A 21,491-nucleotide genomic window follows, 5' to 3' on the forward strand; every position below is an offset into this window, starting at 1 on the left:
GATCCGGGTCACCGCGGGCCGGGCGCGGTGACCGCGCCGGCCCGCGGCACGGGCGGGTCGTATCGGGGCCATTCCCGGCTCAGCCCTGGTTCTTGAGCACGGCGTTCATGACCGCGAGGGCCACGGGCGCGGCGAGACCGCCACCGGTGATGTCCTCGCGGTCGGCCGCGCTGTCCTCGATCACGACGGCGACGGCCACGGGCGCGCCCTTGTCGGTCTTGGCGTAGGAGATGAACCAGGCGTAGGGGCGCTTGGCGTTCTTCTCGCCGTGCTGCGCGGTACCGGTCTTGCCGCCGACCGTGACGCCGTTGATCTTGGCGCCGGTGCCGGTGCCGTTCTCGACGACGTCGACCATCATCTGCTGGACCTTCTGCGCGTTCGCGGCGGAGAGCGGGCGGCTCATCTCCTCCGGCTCGTGCGTCTGCAGGACGTCGAGGTTGGGCGCGGTCACCTTGTCGACCATGTACGGCTTCATCAGCTTGCCGTCATTGGCGATCGCGGCGGTGACCATGGCCATCTGGAGCGGGGTGGCCGCGGTGTTGAACTGGCCGATGGAGCTGAGCGCGTTGCCCGGCTTGTCCATGGTCTTGTCGTAGACGCTCGTGAACGCGCGGACCGGGGTGTCGATCTTGTCGTTGTTGAAGCCGAACTTCTCGGCGGTCTTCACCATGTTGTCCCGCCCCACCTTGTTGCCCATGTTGGCGAAGACGGAGTTGCAGGAGACTTCGAGGGCCCGCAGGAGGCTGGCCTTCTCGCACCCGGAGGCGTGGTTGACCATCGGGGTCTTGGTGTCCGGCAGGATGTACGGCTCGGGGGTGTCGGTCGGCGCGTTGATGTCGGAGACGACACCGTTCTCCAGCGCCGCGGCCGCGGTGACGACCTTGAAGGTCGAGCCGGGCGGGTAGGTCTCGCGCAGGGCGCGGTTGACCAGGTTCTTGTCCTCGCTGTCCTTGAGCGCGACCCAGGCCTTCTCGTCGGCCTTGGAGTTGCCCGCGAAGGTGGAGGGGTCGTAAGAGGGGGTGCTGGCCAGCGCCAGGATCGCGCCGGTGCGCGGGTCGATGGCGGCGACCGCGCCCTTCTTGCTGCCGAGCGAGGTGAACGCGGCCTTCTGGGCGGCGGGGTTCAGCGTGGTGACGACGTTGCCGCCCTGCTTCTTCTCGCCCGTGAACATGCCGATGGTGCGGTCGAAGAACAGTCGGTCGTCGTTGCCGGTGAGGATGCCGTCTTCCAGCGACTCCAGCTGGCTGGAGCCGAAGGCCTGCGAGGCGTACCCGGTGACCGGCGCCCACATGGGGCCGTCGAGATAGGTGCGCTTGAACTTGTAGTCGCTGCCGTTGGTGACGACCGAGCCGGTGATGGGCTGGCCGCCGCCGACGATGATGTTGCCGCGCTCCGCGGAGTACTGGGCGATCTGGACCCGGCGGTTCTCCTTGCGGGTGCTGAGGTCCTCGGCCTTGACGTACTGGAGCCAGTTGGTCCGCAGCAACAGGGCGAGGACGAGCAGCCCGCAGAAGATCGAGATGCGACGCAGGGGCTTGTTCATGAGGGGCGGACCACCTGGGTCATCTCGGAGTCGGGGGACGGTGCCGGGGCCGGTGCGGGGCGGCGTGCGGTGTCGCTGATCCGGATGAGGATCCCGATGAGAGCCCAGTTCGCGAGGACGGAGGAGCCGCCGGACGCGAGGAACGGCATGGTCATGCCGGTGAGGGGGATGAGGCCCATGACGCCACCCGCGACGACGAAGACCTGGATGGCGAAGGCGCCGGAGAGGCCGATCGCGAACAGCTTGCCGAAGGGGTCGCGGGCGGCGAGCGCCGTGCGCACGCCGCGCTCGATGATCAGGCCGTAGAGCAGCAGGAAGGCCATGACGCCCGCCAGCCCGAGCTCCTCGCCGACGGTGGAGAAGATGAAGTCGGAGTTGGCGGCGAAGAGGATCAGGTCGGAGTGGCCCTGGCCGAGGCCGGTACCGAGGACCCCGCCGGAGCCGAAGCTCATCAGGGACTGGCCGACCTGCTCGCAGGCGCCCGAGGTGGCGTAGCAGGCGAAGGGGTCGAGCCAGGCGGTGACGCGGACCTTGACGTGGCTGGCGGTGGTGCCGACCACGACGGCGCCCGCGACGCTCATGAGCAGGCCGATGACGATCCAGCTGGTGCGCTCGGTGGCGACGTACAGCATGATCACGAACATGCCGAAGAAGAGGAGCGAGGTGCCGAGGTCGTTCTCGAAGACGAGGACGAGCAGGCTCATGCCCCAGATCATCAGGATCGGGCCGAGGTCGCGGCCGCGCGGCAGGTAGAGCCCCATGAAGCGGCGGCTGGCCAGCGCGAGCGCGTCGCGCTTGACCATCAGGTACCCGGCGAAGAAGACCGCGATGATGATCTTCGCGAACTCGCCGGGCTGGATCGAGAAGCCGGCCAGGCTGATCCAGATCTTGGCGCCGTAGACGTCGGCGCCCAGGCCCGGGATGACGGGCAGGATCAGCAGGACGAGCGAGACCGCCATGGAGATGTAGGTGAACCGCTGGAGCGTGCGGTGGTCCTTGAGCAGCAGCAGCACGCCCGCGAACAGCGCGAGGCCGACCGCCGTGTAGAACATCTGGTTCGGCGCGGAGGGGGAGAAACCGCCGAACTGTCGCTTGGCCAGGTTCTGGAGCCGCTCCGACTGGTCCAGGCGCCAGATGAAGACCAGGCCCAGGCCGTTGAGCAGGGTGCCCAGCGGAAGCAGCAGCGGGTCGGCGTACTTGGCGTACCGGCGCACGACGAGGTGGGCCAGGCCCGCCAACAGGCCGAGGCCGAGCCCGTACGCGAGCATGCCCGGAGGCAGCTTGCCGTGCACCGCGAGACCTACGTTGGCGTAGGCGAAGATCGGGATGACCACGGCGAACGCGAGCAGCAGGAGCTCGGTGTTGCGCCGGCTCGGCAGCTCGATGGCGCCGATGGTGGTCGTGTTCGTGACAACGCTCATGGTGTGGCAGGCCCCCTGTGCCCGCGTCTGTCTACTGCTTCCCGCACTGGCCGACCAGCTTCTGCTCCTCAGGAGTCAGGCTGGCGCTGGGCGCCGGGGTCTGGTTGGGCTGGCCCTCGGCGCTGCGGCGCGCCTCTTCCTTCTTGCAGGCCGAGACCTGGAGGGCGAGTTCGTCGATCTTCTTGCGGGCGCTGTCGAGGCTGCCTTCGCTGATGGTGGCCTCGACGAGCTTCTGCTGGAAGGACGGCAGGTACTTCAGCTCGATGTCCGGCTGGTCCGTCTCGACCGACGAGAGCTTGATCCAGGCGAGATCCTGGCTGATCCCCCGGTAGAGCGCGACGTGCCCGTCCTTGGCGCCGACGTAGTACTGGGTCTGCGTCCAGCGGTGGGCGGCGTACAGCCCGCCGCCGATCAGCCCGGCCACGATGAGCAGGGTCAGCGTGCGGGTCGTCCACTTGCGCCCTTTGCTGCGGCGCCGGCGCGGGTGGTCGTAGGTGTCGTCGTAGGCGGAGGAATCCCCGTCGTAGCCGTCGGCGTCGCCGAAGCTGCCGTACGCGCCGCCACCACCGCCGGCACTGGGGTACCCCGCGTCGGGAGCGGCGCCGTAGCCGGGGCCCTCGCCGCTGCCGGGGGGGCCGAAGGCGCCGGGGGGCGGCGGGGAGGCCTGGCGGCCCAGCCCGGAGGCGCGGCCGGCCGGGGTCTGCATGGCGTTGCCGCCGTCGAAGAGCTGGTGCTGGTTCTCGGCTACCGCGCCCACGACGACCGGGGTGTCGTTGAGCTGGGCGGCGAGGGTGTCACCGCTGTCGGTGTCGAGGACGTCCGCGACGATGCAGGTGATGTTGTCCGGGCCGCCGCCGCGCAGGGCGAGCTGGATCAGCGCCTGCACGGTCTCGTGCGGGCCGTGGTAGTCGGCGAGGGTCTCTTCCAGGGTCTGGTGCGAGACCACGCCGGAGAGGCCGTCGGAACAGATGAGGTAGCGGTCGCCGGGCCTGACCTCGCGGATCGAGAGGTCGGGTTCCACGTGCTCGCCGCTGCCCAGGGCTCTCATCAGGAGTGAGCGCTGGGGGTGGGTGGTGGCTTCCTCTTCGGTGATCCGGCCCTCGTCGACCAGCCGCTGGACCCACGTGTGGTCCTGGGTGATCTGGGTGAGGAGGCCGTCGCGCAGCAGGTAGGCGCGGGAGTCACCGACGTGCACCAGGCCGAGGCGCTGACCGGTCCAGAGCAGGGCGGTGAGCGTGGTGCCCATGCCCTCCAGCTGGGGGTCCTCCTCGACCATGACGCGCAGCTGGTCGTTCGCGCGCTGCACGGCCGTGGCCAACGAGGTCAGGATGTCGGAGCCGGGGACGTCGTCGTCGAGCTGGACCAGGGTGGAGATCACCTCGGAACTGGCGACCTCACCGGCGGCCTGGCCGCCCATGCCGTCGGCGATCGCGAGCAGGCGCGGACCGGCGTAGCCGGAGTCCTCGTTGCCCTCGCGGATCATGCCCTTGTGCGATCCGGCGGCGAACCGCAGGGACAGACTCATGCGCACCTGCCCAGTCGACGACTCCGGGTACAACCGGTCTCGAGCCACACTGCCCACCCTCCGGTCGGGAGCGCGCGCGGGTCCGTCGCCCCAAGGGGACGGACCGCCGCGGCTCGCTCGCTCCGCTCGCTCATTCTCGTACTACTTCCGCAGCTCGATGACGGTCTTGCCGATGCGGATCGGGGCGCCCGGAGGAATGGGCGTCGGGGTGGTCAGCCGGGTCCGGTCGAGATACGTGCCGTTGGTGGACCCGAGATCCTCGACGATCCACTGGCCGTCACGGTCGGGGTAGATCCTGGCATGCCGGCTGGAGGCGTAGTCGTCGTCCAGCACGATCGTGGAGTCGTGGGCCCGGCCCAGCGTGATGGTCTGCCCCTGGAGGGCGACCGTGGTGCCCGTGAGGGTGCCCTCGGAGACGACCAGCTTGGTCGGCGCACCGCGGCGCTGGCGCTGCTGCGGTGGCGCGGCCTGACGGCCGCCGCCCGACTGCTGCTGTTGCTGCGGGGCGCGGTTGTCGCCGCCACGGCGTGAACCGCGCTGCGTCACCCGCGTCCCGAAGAGGTCGCTACGGATGACCTGGACGGCCACGATGACGAACAGCCACAGAACGGCCAGGAAACCCAACCGCATGACCGTAAGGGTCAGCTCTGACATTGCCCCCGCTTCACCCTTCGGCTTGCCGATAAATGATGGTCGTGTTGCCCACGACGATCCGCGAGCCGTCGCGGAGCGTAGCGCGGGTGGTGTGCTGCCCGTCCACCACGATGCCGTTGGTGGACCCGAGATCCTGGATCGAGGGAGGCGTTCCGGTCCGGATCTCACAGTGCCGGCGCGAGACGCCGGGGTCGTCGATCCGCACGTCGGCTTCGGTGCTTCGGCCGAGTACGAGCGTGGCGCGCGAGATCTGGTGGCGGGTGCCGTTGATCTCGATCCAGCAGCGCGTGGCGCCGCCGCTTCCCGGCGCCTGACCAGCGGCCGGACGCCGCTGGGGGTCGCCCGGAGGGTTGTGGGGCATGGGCGGGGCGGCGACGGGCGGATACCCGTAACCGCCGGCACGGCCCTGGCCGGGCGCGGGCGAGGGCGAGGGCGAGGGCTGAGCCTGCTGGGCCTGGCCCTGATCGCCCGGCGACTGGGAGGTGCTGGAGGCGAGGGTGCGACTGCGGACCCGGTACAGACCGGTGTCCAGGTCGTCCGCCTTCTCCAGGTGGACCTTGATGGGACCCATGAAGCTGTAGCGCTGCTGCTTGGCGTAGTCCCGCACGAGGCCGGCCAACTCGTCGCCGAGCTGACCGGAGTAGGGGCTCAGCCGCTCGTAGTCGCCGGCGCTCAGCTCCACGATGAAGTCGTTGGGGACGACGGTCCGCTCGCGGTTCCAGATGGTCGCGTTGTTGTCGCACTCGCGCTGCAGTGCGCCCGCGATCTCGACCGGCTGGACCTCGGACTTGAAGACCTTGGCGAAGGTGCCGTTCACCAGACCTTCGAGTCGCTGCTCGAACCGCTTCAGAACTCCCATGGGGCACCTCCTCCGTCGTTGTCGCCCTGTACTGCTTACTGATCGTATCCACGCGTGGCGGATTCGGCTGGTTCCCCTCCGGGTCCGTGCCGAGGAGTGTTGGTCCTCACAAGGGATCGTAGGGTCGCCCGGAGAACAGTGTCCCGCACCCGGAGCGCTGTCCGGGAGGGGCTGGCGGGACTGCCGCCGGGAGCTGGGGAAAGCGATGTGATTCCACCCCCTCTGACGTGTTAGTGTTCCGATGTCGCCAGGGGAACGGCCCGCAAGGGAGGAACCGCTGGAGAGCTACTCGGGCGAGTGGCGGAACGGCAGACGCGCTGGCTTCAGGTGCCAGTGTCCTTCGGGACGTGGGGGTTCAAATCCCCCCTCGCCCACGTGTGAGAAGCCCCGCAGATCATCGATCTGCGGGGCTTCTTCGTTGTGCTCCGGTGTTCCCCGCCGCTTCGGTCGGTGCCGGCGGATTGTGGGCTGTCCGACTTTCGTCGGCGCGGGCGCGACGAAAGTGGGCGGACGGGCGGTGCCGGCGCTGTCTAGGGTCGGGGCGTGAATGCGACGGCGAGGATGCGGGCGGGCCTGGACTGGCTGAGGGGGCCCGAACCGTGGACCGCACGGATGGTGGCCGGCGACCTGGTGTTCGCGGCCGTGCTGGTGATGGTCGGGCTGGGCGTCGAGGAGTTGGACCACGGCTCCCCCCTTCGGATGCTGGGCAGCGCGGTGGCCGTGCTGCTGCTCACCCTGCTGCGTCGGCGGCTGCCGGTGACCACGCTGGTCGTGGGCTCGGCGCTCGCCGCGTACCTGCCCGGTGCGTTCCTCGTCACGATCCTGCTCGGCTGGTCGGCGGGCCGGCGCATCGACGGGGCGGTGCGGGCGCTGGGTGCCTTCACCGTCGCCTTCCTCGCCTCGGTCGGGCTGAGCGTCTACAAGGACTGGGCCCACGGCCGGATCGTGCTGGTGATCGTCCTCGACACCCTGATCTTCCTGGCCGTGACCGTCATCCCCGCGCTCGCCAGTCGCTACTGGTCCCAGCGCCGGACGCTGCTGCGCGCCCTCCAGGAGCGCAACGCCCAGCTCGTGCGCGAGCAGGCGATCGTCGCCGGACAGGCGAGGCTGCGCGAGCGGCAGCGGATCGCCCAGGACATGCACGACAGCCTGGGGCACCAACTGGCCCTGATCTCGGTGCACACCGGCGCGCTGGAGGTCGATCCGGCGCTGACCGATCGCCAGCGCGAGGCGGTCGGGGTGCTGCGGCACGCTTCGGTCGCGGCCATGCACGAGCTGCGCGAGGTCGTCGGCATCCTGCAGGACGGGGTCGAGGCGCCGGTACCGGTGGAGGAGTCCGCGGGGCCCGCGGCGCGCGGGATCGCCGGGATCGCCGGGATCGTCGAGGCGGCGCGCGCCGCGGGCACCGACGTCCGGCTGACCACCACGGGACGGCCGAGAGCGCTCGTCGCGGCCTGCGACCACGCGGCGTACCGGATCGCCCAGGAGTCGCTCACCAACGCCTACAAGCACGCACCGGGCGCGCCGATCACGGTGGAACTGCGGTACGAGGACGACTCCCTGGTGGTGGAGATCGCCAACGGTCCGGTCGCCGAACCCGGCGCCGGCGAGGTGGTCTCGGGAGGACAAGGACTGACGGGGCTGCGCGAGCGGGCCCGGCTCGTCGGCGGGATGGTCCATGCCGGAGCGATCGAGGGCGGCGGCTTCCGGGTGGCCGGGGTGCTGCCGTACGGAACGGAACCGGCCGGTGTGCGGGAGAGCGGCGCGGCGGAACTGGCCGATGACTTCGGGCAGCAGCTGCGGGCGCCGTTGGGCAAGGGCGTGGCCGCGCCCGTGGCCGCGCCCGTGGACTGGTCCGCGGTGGACCGGGAGCTGAGGCGGGGACGCAGCAGGACCGGCGGCATCGCGTTGGGCTGCGGGATCGCCTTCGCGGCGCTCGTGGTGCTGGCGATCGTGATCGGGGCCGCCGTGACGCTGCTGGTGGGCTCGGTGAGCGACGTGACGATCAGTCGGTCCGACTACGACGGCGCCAGGGTGGGGGAGGCGGAGGACGTGGTGCGCGGCCGGTTGCCCGAGGCCAACGGCATCTTCACCGACGGTCTGGAGGACAAGGGCCCGCCGGTGCCGGAAGGGTCGCGCTGCATGGCACTGTTGGCCACCGGGAACGGGGAACTGACCACCGACAGAGTTTTCCGGTTCTGCTTCAAGGACGGCAAGCTCGTGGAGAAGCAGGCGTACGAGGTCAAGCAGTAGCAGCGGCGGGAGCGGGCGCGGGTGACTGGCGTGACGGGGACGACGGAGCCGACGGGGGCGCCGAGCGGTGCGATCAGAGTGGTGATCGCCGACGACGAACCGCTCATCCGAGCCGGGATCAGGATGATCCTGACCTCCGCCCCGGACATCGAGGTGGTCGCCGAGGCCGCGAACGGGCGGGAGGCCGTGGAGCTGGCGCGCGCCCACGCGCCCGACGTGGTGCTGCTGGACATCCAGATGCCGGTCATGGACGGGCTGGCCGCGCTCGACGAACTGGCGCGGGCGGCGCCCTCGGCGCACGCCTTGATCCTGACGACCTTCGGGGAGCGGGAGAACGTGCTGCGGGCGCTGTCCCACGGCAGTGCGGGCTTCCTGCTGAAGGACTCCGCCCCGGCCGAGCTGATCGGGGCGGTCCGGGCGGCCGCGGCGGGGGACGCCTACCTCTCCCCGGCGGCGACCCGGCACGTCGTGGACCAGCTGGCGTCGGGCCGGTCGGCGGGGCGCGCCGAGGAGGCCCGGCGCCGCATCGCGGCGCTGAGCGAGCGCGAGCGCGGGGTGTTGGCGTTGTTGGGCGAGGGGCTCTCCAACGCGGACGCCGGGCGACGGCTGCACATGAGCGAGGCGACGGTGAAGACGTACGTGAGCCGCATCCTGGCGAAGCTGGGATGTGAGAACCGGGTGCAGGCCGCGCTGCTCGCTCGGGACGCCGGACTCTGATGTACCCCTTGACCCCCCTTCCCCGGCTCTGTCCCGATCGGTACGGTCATCCGCGGACGAGCAGTGATCCAGACGTGCAGTGGTTCTTCCGCGCACGTGATCTAGCGGGGGCGGCACACATGGCGGCGGTACCGGACCGGGGCGCGGCGAAGGCCAACGGCAGGACCCACAGCAGGGCCTCGGGCAAGGCCGGTGGCAAGGCGGCGACCGCCGAGCGGATACCGGAGGTCGCGGGGTACGCGGCGCGGGCGGCGGCGACCGGTGCGGGCTCGCCCCGGGCCGAGGGCAAGGCGCTGCGGGCCCGGGTGCCGCGCGCCGCGCACGCGCGGTTCGTACCCGTGGCCGGACGTCCGGACGCGGTGCGCGCGGTGGAGGAGTCCAACGTCGGGCGGGTGGCGGAGCTGACGCCGATCCGGGTGGGGCGGATGGCGGCCAACCCCTTCGCGTTCTTGCGCGGGGCGGCCGGCCTGATGGCCCACGACCTGGCGGCGACGCCGGTGACCGGGGTGGGCGCGCAGATCTGCGGGGACGCCCACGCGGCCAACTTCGGGCTGTACGGCGATGCCCGGGGGCGGCTGGTCATCGACCTCAACGACTTCGACGAGACCGTCTTCGGGCCCTGGGAGTGGGACCTCAAGCGACTGGCCACCTCGCTGGTGCTGGCCGGCCGGGTGGCGGGGGCCGATGAGGACACCTGTCGGGCGGCCGCGCTGGACACGGTCGGCGCCTACCGCCGCACGATGCGGCTGCTGGCCAAGCTGCCGGCGCTGGACGCCTGGAACGCCATCGCCGACGAGGAACTGGTCTCGCACACCGACGCCCGGGATCTGCTGGGCACGCTGGAGCGGGTGTCGGAGAAGGCCCGTAACAACACCAGTGCGCGGTTCGCCGCCAAGTCCACCGAGGTCGCGCCCGACGGCGGCCGCCGTTTCGTGGACGCGCTGCCGGTGCTGCGGCGGGTCGGGGACCAGGAGGCGGCGGCGGTCGCGGCCTCGCTGGGCCCGTACCTGCACACGCTCCAGGGGGACCGGCTGCCGCTGCTGGCCCGGTACGCGATCCACGACGTGGCTTTCCGGGTGGTGGGCACGGGCAGCGTCGGGACCCGTTCCTACGTGGTGCTGCTGCTGGACCACCGCGGTGAGCCGCTGGTGCTCCAGGTGAAGGAGGCGCGGCCCTCGGTGCTGCTGCCGCACCTGTCGGGGCTGGGCTTCGACGCCCCGCCGGAGGAGCACGAAGGCCGCCGGGTGGTCGCCGGGCAGAAGCGGATGCAGGTCGTCTCCGACATCCTGCTCGGCTGGACCACGGTCGAGGGCCGTCCCTTCCAGGTGCGGCAGTTCCGCAACCGCAAGGGCAGCGTGGACCCGGCCGCGCTCGCCGTGGACCAGATCGACGACTACGGCCGGATGACCGGGGCGCTGCTCGCGCGGGCGCACGCGCACAGTGCCGATCCCCGGGTCCTGGCCGGGTACTGCGGCAAGAACGAGGAACTGGACGAGGCGGTCGCCGCCTTCGCGGTGGCCTACGCCGACCGCAGCGAGGCCGACCACGCGGATCTGGTGGCCGCGGTGCGATCCGGGCGGGTTGCCGCCGAGTCGGGTGTGTGAGGGATGTTTCACGTGAAACACGCGCTTCGGGCGGGCCGTAGGGTGGCCGGGTGAACGAGCAGACTGCCAAGGACCCCTCGGCCTCCGACGACGAGCGTCCCGAGGCGCGGCTGGAGCGGGCCGTGCGCGCCGCCGAGCAGGCGCTGATCGAGTTCGAGATCGCGGTGGAGACCTTCCGGGTGGAGGTCGAGAACTTCTCCCGGCTGCACCACCAGAAGCTGGGCCCGATGTACTCGCGGCTCGACGAGCTCGACGCGCTGATCGCCGAGGCCAGGGCGGCCCGCACCGGTGACCCCGAGGACCTGCGCAAGGCGCGGGACGCGCGGGCACTGGTCATGCCGATGCCCGGGGTGGACGAGCTGTTCCACGACTGGTTGGACTCGGACGGCATCTCCGACGACGCCGGTGCCATGCTCACCGACCAGCCGGTGCGGCCTCCGGAGCGGGTCCGCCCGTCCGAGGAGGTCCGTCGTCTCTACCGCGAGCTGGTCCGCCGGGCGCACCCCGACCTGGCGCAGGACGACGCGGAGCGGACCCGGCGGGACGAGTTCATCGCCCGGGTGAACTCCGCGTACGGGCGGGGCGACGAGCCGCTGCTGCGGGAGCTGGCCGAGGAGTGGGCGGCCGGTCCCGCGCCGCAGGAGGAGCGCCCTTCGGAGACCGAGGAGCTCTACGCGCGCCTGGAGTGGCTCGCGCGCCGCAAGGAGCTGCTGGCCGTGGTGGCGCGGGAGCTGGAGGACGGCGCGATCGGGTCGATGCTGCGGATGGCTCCGGAGGACCCCGACCGGCTGCTGGAGGAGATCGCCGAGCAGCTGCTCGGGCAGGTCTCCGAGCGCGAGGCGGAGCTGGCCGCGCTCGTCGAGTAGGGGGTGTCCGGCGGACATCCGTCGGACACCCACGAGCCGCCGGCCCGCGCCGCGGGTGGATCGGGCGGCCGGTGCGTTCGGATAGGTTCTGACCACCCCTGTTACGAGAGAAGGCGACAGCTATGAACTTCGGACCGCTCCCCTCGGTGGACGTCGCCGCGGTGCCCTCCGAAGGCTTTGTCCTCGACGTCCGTGAGGACGACGAATGGGCGGCCGGACATGTCGAGGGTGCGCTGCACATCCCGATGAGCGACTTCGTGGCGCGCTTCGGTGAGCTGACCGAGGCCATGGACGCGATCGAGGGCGCCCCGCGCGTCCACGTGATGTGCCGGGTCGGCGGGCGCTCCGCGCAGGTCACCCAGTACCTGGTGCGCCAGGAGATCGACGCCGTGAACATCGACGGCGGGATGCAGGCCTGGGACGCCGCCGGGCGCCCGATGGTGACGGACAACGGGAACCCGGCCTTCGTCCTGTAGGACCCGCGCCTCGCGCGGTCAGGTGAGGGGATGGGCGGCCAGCAGGTCGCCCAGGGCCTCCTCGTGCGCCGCCGCCGGGCCGAGCTGGAGTTCCAGCTGCTTGGCCCAGGCGTGGTAGCGGTGCAGGGGGTAGTCGGTGTCGGCGCCGAAGCCGCCGTGCAGGTGCTGGGCGGTCTGGACGACCCGGCGGACCCCGTCGGACGCCCAGATCTTGGCCACCGCCACGTCCCCGGAGCTCGGCAGCGGTCCGCCCGCTCCGCCCGTCGCCGCGTCCAGCCGCCAGGCGGCCTGCCAGAGGGTGACCTCCATGGCGCGCAGGTCGATGTAGCGGTCGGCGGCCTGCACCGCGACCGCCTGGAAGCTGGCGACGGGGAAGCCGAACTGCTCGCGCTTGCTCGTGTACTGGCTGGTCATGGTCAGGACGCCCTCACCGAGCCCGAGGGCGAGGGCGCAGGTCCCGGTGGCCAGCACCTGACGCAGCCGCTCCCAGGCACCGGGTGCGTCGATGACGTGGTCCGCGGGAACCCGTACGCCGTCCAGGGTCAGCTCCGCCATCTTCTCGCCGCTGGTGGAGAACTGGTCGGCGAGGGCCAGGCCGTCGGCGCCGCGCGGGACGAGCGCGATGACCGCGTCCCCCTCGCCGAGGTGGGCGGGGACGGCGATCCAGTCGGCGCTGTGCGCCCAGGGAACGGCCGTCTGCACGCCGTCCAGGGTCCAGCCGCCGTCGCCCTCCGGGCGGGCGGTGACGGCCAGCTCGGCCGGGTCGTGGCCCGAGCGGCCGTGGGCGGCGACGGTCAGCACGCTCTCGCCGCGGGCGACCGCGGGCAGCAGCTCGGCGCGCAGGGCGGGACCGCCGTGCGCCTGGATCGCCATGGCGGTGGCGCAGTGCTCCAGCAGCGGCACCCGGGCCAGTACCTTCGCCGCTTCGCGCAGCACCAGGCACAGGGCGATGGTGTCCAGCCCGGCCCCGCCGTGCGCCGGGTCGAGGACCAGGCCGATCAGGTCGCAGGCGGCGAGCTTGGCCCACAGCGGTCGGTCGAACTCGTCGGCGACGGCGCCCGGCGTGAGCGCGGGGCTGGGCACGCCGTCGGGCGCGACGTCCGCGAAGACGGCCTTCGCCGCCTCGACCGCGGCCTGCTGCTCCTCGGTGAAGGTGAAGTCCACTGCCTGTCCTCCCGCGCGCACCGGATGTGTTTCTGTCTGACGGTGCGTCAAGATAGAACAGGTTCCTGAAAAAGCACAGGAGTACCGCGAGCGCCTCCGCGCGGCGGCCCGGGCGACCGCCGCGCGCGGACCGGATCAGCGGTCGAAGTCGATCTCCACTTCCTCCGTCACGGGATGCGACTGGCAGGCCAGCACGAAGCCGGCTTCGGTCTCCTCGGCCTCCAGCGCGAAGTTCCGCTCCATCCGGACCTCGCCCGTCACCAGGAACGCCCGACAGGTGCCGCACACCCCGCCCTTGCAGGCGTACGGAGCATCCGCGCGGCCCCGCAGCACCGCGTCCAGCAGGGACTCGCCCTCCTGGACGGGCCAGGTGCCGGAGCGGCCGTCGAGCCGGGCGGTGACCCGGCCGAGCGCGGCCGGACCGCCGCCGCGACCGGTGGCGGCGGGCGCCGCGGTGGTGGCGGTGTCCTCGACGTGGAAGATCTCCTCGTGGATCCGGGTGCGGGCGACGCCCAGCGCGCCCAGCGCCCGCTCGGCGCCCTGGACCAGGCCGTAGGGCCCGCACAGGAACCAGCCCGCCACCTCGTCCACCGGCAGGAGCGCGGGCAGCAGCGCCGCCAGCCGCTCCTCGTCGAGCCTTCCGGACGGCAGCCCGGCCTCCTGCTCCTCCCGGGACAGGACGGTGACCAGCTGGAACCGGGCGGGGTAGCGGTCCTTGAGGTCGGCGACCTCCTCCAGGAACATCGTCGATGCCGCCGTACGGTCGCTGCGCACCAGGCAGAACCGGGAGTCGGGCCGGGCGGCGAGCAGGGTCGCGGCGATCGACAGCACCGGGGTGATCCCGCTGCCGCCGACGACGGCCGCGTAGCGCGCGGTGGCCGGGGCGGCGGCCGGGTCCAGCACGAACCGGCCGGCGGGGACCATCACCTCCAGGACGTCCCCGGCGGCGATCTCCTTGTGCGCGAAGGTGGAGAACTCGCCGCCCTCCACCAGCCGCACCCCGACCCGCAGCCACTGCGGTCCGGGACCGTCGGCGGCCGGGGCGGGGGAGCAGATCGAATACGTGCGCCGGACCTCCGGCCCGTCGGCCGGCCGGCGGCGCAGGGTCAGGTGCTGGCCCGGGGCGTGCCGGTACTCCTCGCGCAGCTCCGGCGGCACCCGCAGGGTGAGCGCGACCGAGTCGTCGGTGAGCCTCTCGACCTCCGTCACCGTCAACGGGTGGAACGCGCCGTGCCGGGCCGCGGTCATCTACAGCTCCTTGAAGTGGTCGAACGGCTCGCGGCAGGAGACGCAGCGGCGCAGGGCCTTGCACGCGGTGGAGGAGAAGCGGCTGAGCAGCTCGGTGTCGGTGGACCCGCACTGCGGGCAGCGCACCGACAGGCTGATCGACACGGGCCCGCCGGCCGCGTGCGGCCGGGGCGGGGCGATCCCGAACTCCGCCAGCTTGCGGCGGCCCTCGGCGCTGATGTCATCGGTGGACCAGGCGGGCGAGAGCACGGTCCGCACGCTCACCTCGGCGATGCCGTGATCGTGCAGCACCCGCTCGATGTCGGCGGACATGGCTTCGATGGCGGGGCACCCGGTGTAGGTCGGGGTGAGCGTCACCTCGGCGCTCCCGTCCTCGCCCATCCGCACGCCGCGCACCACGCCCAGCTCGGCCAGGGTGAGCACGGGCAGCTCGGGGTCGGGCACCGAGCCCGCCAGCGCCGCCAGCTCCTCCTCCAGCCGCGTCGCGGTCACCACGAGGCCCCCGGGTGGCTGCGGTGCAGGTGCTGCATCTCCGCGAGCATCCGGCCGAAGGACTCGGTGTGCAGGCCCTGGCGCCCCGCTCCGGCGGCCCAGGCCCCGGTGCGGGCTCCTTCCGGCAGCGCCAGGCGGGCCCGCTCCAGCACCTCGCCCACCGCGGTCAGCCAGCGCTCCTCCAGGGCGGCCCAGTCCACTTCCAGGCCGGGCACCGGCTGGAACAGCTCGCCGGTGAACTTCCACAGGGAGTCCAGGGCGGCCCGCATCCGGCGCGCGCTCTCCTCGGTGCCGTCGCCGAGCCGCAGGGTCCACTGCTCGGCGTGGTCGCGGTGGTAGGCGATCTCCTTGACGGCCTTGGCCGCGAGCGGCGCGAAGGGCCCGTCCCCGGCGGCCAGCTCGGTGAAGAGCAGCTGCTGGTGGAGGGAGAAGAAGAGCTGGCGCACGATGGTGTGGGCGAAGTCCCCGACCGGCTGCTCGGCCAGCTGGACGTTGCGGAAGGCGCGCTCCTCGCGGAGGAAGGCCAGCTCGTCCTCGTCGCCGACCATGGAGAGCAGCACGCGGGCCTGGCCCAGCAGGTCGAGGGCGATGTTCGCCAGGGCGACCTCCTCCTCCAGGACGGGCGCGTGCCCCGCCCATTCGCCGAGGCGGTGGGAGAGGATCAGCGCGTCGTCGCCCAGGGCGAGGGCCGCCGTGCGCTCGGACTCCGTCAGCGGGACGGAGCCGCCGGGCGCGGTGGCCCGCGGCGGGGTCTGCGACGTGGTGGTCACAGGTGACGCACCCCCTCCGGGATGTCGTAGAAGGTGGGGTGGCGGTACGGCTTGTCGCCCGCCGAGGCGAAGAACGGGTCCCGCTCGTCCGGCGAGGAGGCGGTCACCGCCGCCGAGGGGACCACCCAGATGGAGATGCCCTCGCCCCGCCGCGTGTACAGGTCGCGGGCGTTGCGCAGCGCCATCTCCGCGTCGGGGGCGTGCAGGCTCCCCGCGTGCGTGTGCGAGAGCCCGCGGCGCGAGCGCACGAACACCTCCCACAGCGGCCAGTTCTGCGTCATACCCGTGCCTCCTCGTTCTGTGCGGTGTGCTTCGACGCGTACGCCGCGGCCGCGTCGCGGACCCACGCGCCGTCCTCGTGCGCCCGGCGGCGCTGGCCGATGCGCTCTTCGTTGCAGGGGCCGTTGCCCTTGAGCACGTCCCAGAACTCCGACCAGTCGATCGCGCCGAAGTCGTGGTGCCCGCGCTCCTCGTTCCACCGAAGGTCCGGGTCGGGCAGGGTCAGGCCCAGCGACTCGGCCTGCGGGACGGCGATGTCCACGAAGCGCTGGCGCAGCTCGTCATTGGTGTGCCGCTTGATCCGCCAGGCCATCGACTGGGCGGAGTGCGCCGACTCGTCGTCGGGCGGGCCGAACATCATCAGGGAGGGCCACCACCAGCGGTCGACCGCGTCCTGCGCCATGGCGTGCTGCGCCTCGGTGCCCTGCGAGAGGGCGAGCAGCAGCTCGTACCCCTGGCGCTGGTGGAAGGACTCCTCCTTGCAGATGCGGACCATGGCCCGGGCGTACGGACCGTAGGAGCAGCGGCAGATCGGGACCTGGTTGGTGATCGCCGCGCCGTCCACGAGCCAGCCGATGGCGCCGACGTCGGCCCAGGTCAAGGTGGGGTAGTTGAAGATCGAGGAGTACTTCTGCTTGCCGGCGTGCAGCTTGTCGAGCAGCTCGTCGCGGCTGGTGCCCAGCGTTTCCGCGGCGCTGTACAGGTAGAGCCCGTGGCCTGCCTCGTCCTGCACCTTGGCCATCAGGATCGCCTTGCGGCGCAGCGAGGGCGCGCGGGTGATCCAGTTGGCCTCGGGCTGCATGCCGATGATCTCGGAGTGGGCGTGCTGGGCCATCTGGCGGACCAGCGAGGCGCGGTACTCCTCGGGCATCCAGTCGCGCGGTTCGACCCGCTCCTCGGCCGCGACGGCCGCCTCGAAGGCAGCCACCAGCTGCTCCGTCAGGCCCGCCGCGAGGGCCATGCCCTGCCCCGTCTCCGGGGTCACTGCCACCATCACGGCCTCCTGCCGATGTCGCCCCACCGCCCGACCGACCGATCGTTCGGTTCATTCTCTTCAATGGTGAGACGACGGCCCGTAGGGTGTCAACCTCTGTGGATGGCCGAAGATCGGGGCGGGATGGTTTCGAACGAGCACGAAGCCGCGGCGGGGCCCCCGGCGCAGCCGTCCCGAGCCCCCGGAATCGCCGGTCTGTCCGCCCCGTACCGGGTCGTCGCGGCCCTGGCGCTCGGCGCCGTCGCGGTCACGGCCTGCTGGCACCTGGCCCTGGTGTTCCTGCACGTCGCGCCGTCCAACACGGTCGGCAAGCAGCACGCGCGCACGGTGGACGACTGGATCTATCCCGAGTTCGAGCAGAACTGGAAGCTCTTCGCGCCGAACCCGCTCCAGCAGAACATCGCCGTCGAGGCGCGCGCCCAGGTGCGCACCGGAGCGGGGGAGCTGACCACCACCGCGTGGCGCGACCTGTCCGCCGCCGACGCCGACGCCATACGGCACAACCCGCTGCCCAGCCACACCCAGCAGAACGAGCTCCGCCGGGCCTGGGACTTCTTCACGGGCTCGCACGACGAGGACAACAAGCCGAACGGCGACCGGGGCGCGCTCTCCGAGACCTACCTCCAGCGGATCGCCGTCGCCCGGCTGACCCGGTCCGGCTCCGGTGCGGGCGGCGGCGCGGGGGACCGGATCCTGCGGATCCAGCTGCGCTCGGCGACGACCTCGGTGGCGGCGCCGCCGTGGAGCGCGGAGAAGACCGACACCCAGACCTACTACCGGGAGCTGCCGTGGTGGACCGTGCCGAGCGTGTGAGCCCGGGCGCGGCCGACCGTGCGGGCCCCGGCGCGGCAGACCGTGCGAGCGCGGGCGCGGCAGACCGTGTGGGCGCCGGCGCGGCCGTCCGCGTCCGCGCCGGCGCCGTACGGGCGGCGCTGGGCCGGGGGCTGGAGAAGGTCACCGGGCAGGCGCTGGGCCCGTACCAGAGCGCCGTCGTCCGGATCGGGTTCTCCGCGACCTGGCTGCTCTTCCTGCTGCGCGAGTTCCCGAACCGGCGCGAGCTGTACGGTCCCGACGGGCCCTGGAGCTGGCAGCTGGCCGAGCGGCTGATCGACTCGAACCGCGCCTTCACCGTGCTGATGTGGTCCGACTCGACGCTCTGGTTCGAGATCGTCTACGCGCTCGCGCTCGGGTCGGCGGCGCTGCTGCTGCTCGGCTGGCGCACCCGGGCGATGTCCGTGCTGTTCATGGTCGGGGTGCTGTCCCTGCAGAACCGCAGCGTGTTCATGGGCGACGGCGGGGACAACGTCATCCACCTGATGGCCCTCTACCTCGTGCTCACCCGGTGCGCGCGGGTCTGGTCGCTGGACGCGCGGCGCGCGTCCCGGACCGGATCGGCGTCCACCGGGGCCGCCGGGCCGGTGCTCTGGGTCCTGCTGGGCCTGGTGCTGCCCTACGCCGCCTTCACCGACGCGGTCAGCACCGGCTGGCTGGCCGTGTTCGCGACGCTGTGGGTGGTCCAGGGCCTGTGGTGGATGGTCGAGCGCTACGAGCCGGACGGCGAGGGGCGCGCGACCCTGGACGTGATCGCCGACCTGGTGCACAACGCGGGCCTGCTGGTGATCATGGTGGAGGTCTGCCTGATCTACGCCACGGCCGGCTGGTACAAGATCCAGGGCTCGCGCTGGCAGGACGGCACCGCCCTGTACTACCCGCTGGGGCTGGACTACTTCACGCCCTGGCCCGCGCTCTCGGGGCTGCTCGCGGCCAGCGGCACCCTGGTGATGCTGCTGACCTACGGGACGGTCATGGTGCAGGTCGCCTTCCCGTTCACGCTGTTCAACCGGCGGATCAAGAACGCACTGCTCTGCGTGATGATGCTGGAGCACGCCGGGATCGCGGTGCTGCTGGGGCTGCCGTTCTTCTCGCTCGCGATGATCGCCGCCGACGCCGTCTTCCTGCCGACGGTGTTCCTGGTGTGGCTGGGGGCGCGGGCCCGGGCCCTGCGCGAACGGGCTGGCGGATCCGCGGACCGCGCCGCGGACCCCGAGCCCTCGGCGCCGGAGCCGGAGGAGGAGCCGGACGAGGAGTACGCGCCCGCGCCCGCGCCGTAAGGTCGTGCGCATGAGCAGCGCAGAGACGGCCCCGGCAGAGACGGCCCCGGCGGCCGAGGCGGACGGGACGGCCGGGGTGGTCCGGCGGTGGCGCGAGGCCGCGGGGCGGGAGGAGCTGGTGCTCCTCGACGGGTTCCACGCGCTCAAGCACGCGGTGCGCTTCGGCGCGGAGGTCACCCTGGCCGTCGCCGAGGACCGCGGGGCGCTGCTGGAGCTGGCCGACGAACTGGCCCCGGACGTCCGGGCCGCCCTGGACGGCCTCGTGCGCGAGGCGCCGCTGCGCGAGCTGGTGACCCGCGTGCACCCCACCGGGGTCGCGGCCCTCGCCGTGCGCCCGGACCGGGAGACCCTGCGGGGCGCGCTCGAACGGACCCCCCGGGGCGCACCGGTGGTGGTCCTGGACAACCCCCGCAACCTCGGCAACGTCGGCGCCGTCGTCCGCCTCGCGGCGGGTTTCGGCGCCACCGGCGTGGTGACCCGGGGCGATCTCGATCCCTGGCACCCGCACGTGGTCCGCGCGGGCGCCGGGCTGCACTACGCCACTTCGGTGGCCCGGCTGGAGCTGGAGGAGCTGCCCCCGGGGCCGCTCTACGCGCTCGATCCGGAGGGCGAGGACATCCGCGCCCTCACCCTCCCGGACGACGCCCTGCTCGCCTTCGGCTCGGAACGCCACGGCATCTCGCCCGAACTGCGCGCCCGGGCCGATCACCTGGTGTCCCTGCCGATGCGCCCGCAGGTCTCCAGCTACAACCTCGCCACCAGCGTGGCCATGACCCTCTTTCACTGGGGCGGCCCGAAGGCCTGACCAGTGGGCAGCCGCTCAGGCCTGGCGGCGCACCTCCACCACTCGGAAGCGGTTGGCCACGAACGCCCCGTCGCACAGAGCGGCGTTAGCGGCCGGATTGCCACCCGAGCCGTGGAAATCGGAGAAGGCGGCGGTCTGGTTGACGAAGACCCCGCCCGTCAGGTTCAAGGAGAGCTGCGCGGACTCCTCCAGGCAGACCTCCTCGATCGCGCGCTCGGTGTCGGCCGAGGAGGTGTACGCGCCGACCGTCATGGCGCCCTTCTCCCGCACCGTGCGCCGCAGCAGCTCCAACGCGTCCGCGGTCGAGTCGACCGCCACCGCGAAGGACACCGGGCCGAAGCACTCGGAGAGGTACGCCGCCTCCGGGTCGGCCTTGCCCGCGTCCAGCTTGACCATCACCGGCGTACGGACCACCGCGTCCGGGAACTCCGGGTTGGCGACCTCGCGCGAGGCCAGCGCGACCTCGCCGAGCCCGGCCGCTGCCTCCAGCCGCGCCTTCACGTCCGGGTTGACCAGCGCGCCCAGCAGCGCGTTGGCCCGGGCGTCGTCGCCCAGCAGCCCCTCGACCTGGCGGGCCAGGTCGGCCACGACCTCGTCGTACGACTTGTGGCCCGCGTCCGTCGCGATGCCGTCGCGCGGGATCAGCAGGTTCTGCGGGGTGGTGCACATCTGGCCGCTGTAGAGGGAGAGCGAGAAGGCCAGGTTGCCCAGCATCCCCTTGTAGTCGTCGGTGGAGTCCAGGACGACCGTGTTGACCCCGGCCTTCTCCGTGTACACCTGCGCCTGGCGGGCGTTGATCTCCAGCCAGTCGCCGAAGGCGGTGGAGCCGGTGTAGTCGATCAGCTTGATCTCGGGGCGGACCGCGAGGGTCTTGGCGATGCCCTCGCCGGGGTTCTCGACGGCCAGCGCCACGAGGTTGGGGTCGAAGCCGGCCTCGGCGAGGACCTCGCGCGCCACCCGCACCGTGAGCGCGAGCGGCAGCACGGCCCGCGGGTGGGGCTTGACCAGCACCGGGTTGCCGGTGGCCAGGGAGGCGAACAGGCCCGGGTAGCCGTTCCAGGTGGGGAAGGTGTTGCAGCCGATGACCAGCGCGACGCCGCGCGGCACGGCGGTGAAGGTCTTGCCCAGCTGGAGCGGGTCCTTCTTGCCCTGCGGCTTGGACCAGTCCGTCCGCCCCGGGACCCGGGTCTGCTCCTCGTACGCGTAGGCCACGGCCTCCAGGCCGCGGTCCTGCGCGTGCGGGCCGCCCGCCTGGAAGGCCATCATGAAGGCCTGGCCGCTGGTGTGCATGACCGCGTGCGCGAACTCGTGCGTACGGGCGCCGATCCGGGCCAGGATCTCGATGCAGACGAGGGCGCGCGCCTCGGGTCCCGCGTCGCGCCAGGCAGCCATGCCCGCCTTCATCGCCGGCAGCAGCACGTCGGGGTCGACGTGCGGGTACTCGACGCCGAGCTCCGGCCCGAACGGCGACACCTCGGCGCCCGCCCAGCCGTCGGTACCGGGCTGCTCCAGGTCGAAGCGGGTGCCGCGGACGGCCTCGAAGGCGGCGAGGCCCTCGGCCGCGGCGTTCTCGCCGTAGGCCTTGGGGTGCTCGGGGTGCGGGGACCAGTAGGCACGGCTGCGGATGGCCTCCAGCGCCTGGTCGAGGGTGGTCCGGTGCTTCTCGGACAGCTGGGGGACGGTGAGCGCGGCGGCCATCTGGGACCAACT

20 protein-coding genes and 1 tRNA gene are annotated in these 21,491 nt (G+C 72.3%); 9 read left to right on the forward strand and 12 right to left on the reverse strand.

What is annotated here, in order from left to right:
* Nucleotides 1-79: 79 nt before the first annotated feature.
* From ACIQWR_RS33560 to ACIQWR_RS33580, 5 genes are all read right to left on the reverse strand, one after another.
* Nucleotides 80-1,543, reverse strand: coding sequence for a peptidoglycan D,D-transpeptidase FtsI family protein (locus ACIQWR_RS33560; RefSeq protein ID WP_404017480.1), 1,464 nt, complete (start codon nt 1,541-1,543; stop codon nt 80-82).
* The gene (locus tag ACIQWR_RS33565) at nt 1,540-2,964 is read right to left on the reverse strand and encodes an FtsW/RodA/SpoVE family cell cycle protein (RefSeq protein ID WP_404017483.1); all 1,425 of its coding nucleotides are present in this window, start codon (nt 2,962-2,964) and stop codon (nt 1,540-1,542) included. Before ACIQWR_RS33565 ends, ACIQWR_RS33560 begins: the two co-directional genes overlap by 4 nt.
* A gap of 31 nt (nt 2,965-2,995) precedes the next feature.
* Nucleotides 2,996-4,489, reverse strand: coding sequence for a PP2C family protein-serine/threonine phosphatase (locus ACIQWR_RS33570; protein ID WP_404017486.1), 1,494 nt, complete (start codon nt 4,487-4,489; stop codon nt 2,996-2,998).
* A gap of 141 nt (nt 4,490-4,630) precedes the next feature.
* Nucleotides 4,631-5,143, reverse strand: a complete 513-nt coding sequence (locus tag ACIQWR_RS33575) for an FHA domain-containing protein (protein ID WP_354378799.1) — start codon at nt 5,141-5,143, stop codon at nt 4,631-4,633.
* A gap of 10 nt (nt 5,144-5,153) precedes the next feature.
* The gene (locus tag ACIQWR_RS33580) at nt 5,154-6,002 is read right to left on the reverse strand and encodes an FhaA domain-containing protein (RefSeq protein WP_404017489.1); all 849 of its coding nucleotides are present in this window, start codon (nt 6,000-6,002) and stop codon (nt 5,154-5,156) included.
* Nucleotides 6,003-6,293: 291 nt separating this feature from the next.
* Between ACIQWR_RS33580 and ACIQWR_RS33585 the strand changes: the two genes are divergently transcribed.
* From ACIQWR_RS33585 to ACIQWR_RS33610, 6 genes are all read left to right on the forward strand, one after another.
* A tRNA-Leu gene (locus ACIQWR_RS33585) sits at nt 6,294-6,376 on the forward strand.
* 187 nt (nt 6,377-6,563) lie between these two features.
* Complete coding sequence (locus ACIQWR_RS33590; protein ID WP_404017770.1) at nt 6,564-8,255, forward strand: sensor histidine kinase; 1,692 nt, start codon at nt 6,564-6,566, stop codon at nt 8,253-8,255.
* Between the two features lie 30 nt (nt 8,256-8,285).
* Entirely contained in the window at nt 8,286-8,972 is a 687-nt protein-coding gene (locus ACIQWR_RS33595) for a response regulator (protein ID WP_404017491.1), read from the forward strand.
* 119 nt (nt 8,973-9,091) lie between these two features.
* A complete protein-coding gene (locus tag ACIQWR_RS33600; RefSeq protein ID WP_404017494.1) occupies nt 9,092-10,576 on the forward strand; it encodes a DUF2252 domain-containing protein in 1,485 nt (494 codons plus the stop codon).
* Nucleotides 10,577-10,626: 50 nt separating this feature from the next.
* The gene (locus tag ACIQWR_RS33605) at nt 10,627-11,442 is read left to right on the forward strand and encodes a J domain-containing protein (RefSeq protein WP_404017497.1); all 816 of its coding nucleotides are present in this window, start codon (nt 10,627-10,629) and stop codon (nt 11,440-11,442) included.
* Nucleotides 11,443-11,564: 122 nt separating this feature from the next.
* Nucleotides 11,565-11,918, forward strand: a complete 354-nt coding sequence (locus ACIQWR_RS33610) for a rhodanese-like domain-containing protein (protein WP_385773800.1) — start codon at nt 11,565-11,567, stop codon at nt 11,916-11,918.
* An 18-nt stretch (nt 11,919-11,936) separates the two neighbouring features.
* On the opposite strand, the gene ACIQWR_RS33615 is transcribed toward ACIQWR_RS33610, so the two are convergent.
* The 6 genes from ACIQWR_RS33615 to paaA form a co-directional block, all read right to left on the reverse strand.
* Nucleotides 11,937-13,082 carry an acyl-CoA dehydrogenase family protein gene (locus tag ACIQWR_RS33615; protein ID WP_404017501.1) on the reverse strand — a complete coding sequence of 382 codons (1,146 nt, stop codon included), beginning with the start codon at nt 13,080-13,082 and terminating at the stop codon, nt 11,937-11,939.
* A 135-nt stretch (nt 13,083-13,217) separates the two neighbouring features.
* The gene (locus ACIQWR_RS33620; RefSeq protein ID WP_404017503.1) at nt 13,218-14,330 is read right to left on the reverse strand and encodes a 2Fe-2S iron-sulfur cluster-binding protein; all 1,113 of its coding nucleotides are present in this window, start codon (nt 14,328-14,330) and stop codon (nt 13,218-13,220) included.
* Entirely contained in the window at nt 14,331-14,825 is a 495-nt protein-coding gene (paaD, locus tag ACIQWR_RS33625) for a 1,2-phenylacetyl-CoA epoxidase subunit PaaD (RefSeq protein ID WP_404017506.1), read from the reverse strand.
* On the reverse strand, nt 14,819-15,535 hold the full coding sequence (gene paaC, locus ACIQWR_RS33630) for a 1,2-phenylacetyl-CoA epoxidase subunit PaaC (protein ID WP_399265576.1): 717 nt from the start codon (nt 15,533-15,535) through the stop codon (nt 14,819-14,821). Before paaC ends, paaD begins: the two co-directional genes overlap by 7 nt.
* Nucleotides 15,536-15,588: 53 nt before the next feature.
* Nucleotides 15,589-15,873 carry a 1,2-phenylacetyl-CoA epoxidase subunit PaaB gene (gene paaB / locus ACIQWR_RS33635; protein WP_330331447.1) on the reverse strand — a complete coding sequence of 95 codons (285 nt, stop codon included), beginning with the start codon at nt 15,871-15,873 and terminating at the stop codon, nt 15,589-15,591.
* Complete coding sequence (paaA, locus tag ACIQWR_RS33640) at nt 15,870-16,832, reverse strand: 1,2-phenylacetyl-CoA epoxidase subunit PaaA (RefSeq protein ID WP_404017771.1); 963 nt, start codon at nt 16,830-16,832, stop codon at nt 15,870-15,872. The genes paaB and paaA overlap by 4 nt, the downstream gene beginning before the upstream one ends.
* A 135-nt stretch (nt 16,833-16,967) precedes the next feature.
* Between paaA and ACIQWR_RS33645 the strand changes: the two genes are divergently transcribed.
* Genes ACIQWR_RS33645 through ACIQWR_RS33655 form a run of 3 tightly spaced genes read left to right on the forward strand, consistent with a single transcriptional unit; the run spans nt 16,968 to nt 19,781 of the window.
* Entirely contained in the window at nt 16,968-17,678 is a 711-nt protein-coding gene (locus ACIQWR_RS33645; RefSeq protein ID WP_404017509.1) for a DUF5819 family protein, read from the forward strand.
* Complete coding sequence (locus ACIQWR_RS33650) at nt 17,657-18,976, forward strand: HTTM domain-containing protein (RefSeq protein ID WP_404017512.1); 1,320 nt, start codon at nt 17,657-17,659, stop codon at nt 18,974-18,976. Before ACIQWR_RS33645 ends, ACIQWR_RS33650 begins: the two co-directional genes overlap by 22 nt.
* Nucleotides 18,977-18,986: 10 nt before the next feature.
* Nucleotides 18,987-19,781, forward strand: coding sequence for a TrmH family RNA methyltransferase (locus ACIQWR_RS33655; RefSeq protein ID WP_404017515.1), 795 nt, complete (start codon nt 18,987-18,989; stop codon nt 19,779-19,781).
* A gap of 15 nt (nt 19,782-19,796) precedes the next feature.
* On the opposite strand, the gene paaN is transcribed toward ACIQWR_RS33655, so the two are convergent.
* Nucleotides 19,797-21,479 carry a phenylacetic acid degradation protein PaaN gene (gene paaN, locus ACIQWR_RS33660; RefSeq protein WP_404017518.1) on the reverse strand — a complete coding sequence of 561 codons (1,683 nt, stop codon included), beginning with the start codon at nt 21,477-21,479 and terminating at the stop codon, nt 19,797-19,799.
* Nucleotides 21,480-21,491: the final 12 nt, after the last annotated feature.

The sequence above is a fragment of the Streptomyces sp. NPDC098789 genome, assembly GCF_044759975.1.
GTDB lineage: Bacteria > Actinomycetota > Actinomycetes > Streptomycetales > Streptomycetaceae > Streptomyces.

Bases quoted from the DNA above. Each gene is read 5' to 3' on its own strand.
- ACIQWR_RS33600 (WP_404017494.1), top strand. From the start codon at position 9,092: ATGGCGGCGGTACCGGACCGGGGCGCGGCGAAGGCCAACGGCAGGACC.
- ACIQWR_RS33565 (WP_404017483.1), bottom strand. From the start codon at position 2,964: ATGAGCGTTGTCACGAACACGACCACCATCGGCGCCATCGAGCTGCCG.
- paaN (WP_404017518.1), bottom strand. From the start codon at position 21,479: ATGGCCGCCGCGCTCACCGTCCCCCAGCTGTCCGAGAAGCACCGGACC.
- ACIQWR_RS33620 (WP_404017503.1), bottom strand. From the start codon at position 14,330: ATGACCGCGGCCCGGCACGGCGCGTTCCACCCGTTGACGGTGACGGAG.
- paaB (WP_330331447.1), bottom strand. From the start codon at position 15,873: ATGACGCAGAACTGGCCGCTGTGGGAGGTGTTCGTGCGCTCGCGCCGC.
- ACIQWR_RS33575 (WP_354378799.1), bottom strand. From the start codon at position 5,143: ATGTCAGAGCTGACCCTTACGGTCATGCGGTTGGGTTTCCTGGCCGTT.
- ACIQWR_RS33590 (WP_404017770.1), top strand. From the start codon at position 6,564: ATGCGGGCGGGCCTGGACTGGCTGAGGGGGCCCGAACCGTGGACCGCA.
- ACIQWR_RS33580 (WP_404017489.1), bottom strand. From the start codon at position 6,002: ATGGGAGTTCTGAAGCGGTTCGAGCAGCGACTCGAAGGTCTGGTGAAC.
- paaA (WP_404017771.1), bottom strand. From the start codon at position 16,832: ATGGCCCTCGCGGCGGGCCTGACGGAGCAGCTGGTGGCTGCCTTCGAG.
- ACIQWR_RS33655 (WP_404017515.1), top strand. From the start codon at position 18,987: ATGAGCAGCGCAGAGACGGCCCCGGCAGAGACGGCCCCGGCGGCCGAG.
- ACIQWR_RS33645 (WP_404017509.1), top strand. From the start codon at position 16,968: ATGGCCGAAGATCGGGGCGGGATGGTTTCGAACGAGCACGAAGCCGCG.
- ACIQWR_RS33570 (WP_404017486.1), bottom strand. From the start codon at position 4,489: ATGAGTCTGTCCCTGCGGTTCGCCGCCGGATCGCACAAGGGCATGATC.
- ACIQWR_RS33560 (WP_404017480.1), bottom strand. From the start codon at position 1,543: ATGAACAAGCCCCTGCGTCGCATCTCGATCTTCTGCGGGCTGCTCGTC.
- ACIQWR_RS33610 (WP_385773800.1), top strand. From the start codon at position 11,565: ATGAACTTCGGACCGCTCCCCTCGGTGGACGTCGCCGCGGTGCCCTCC.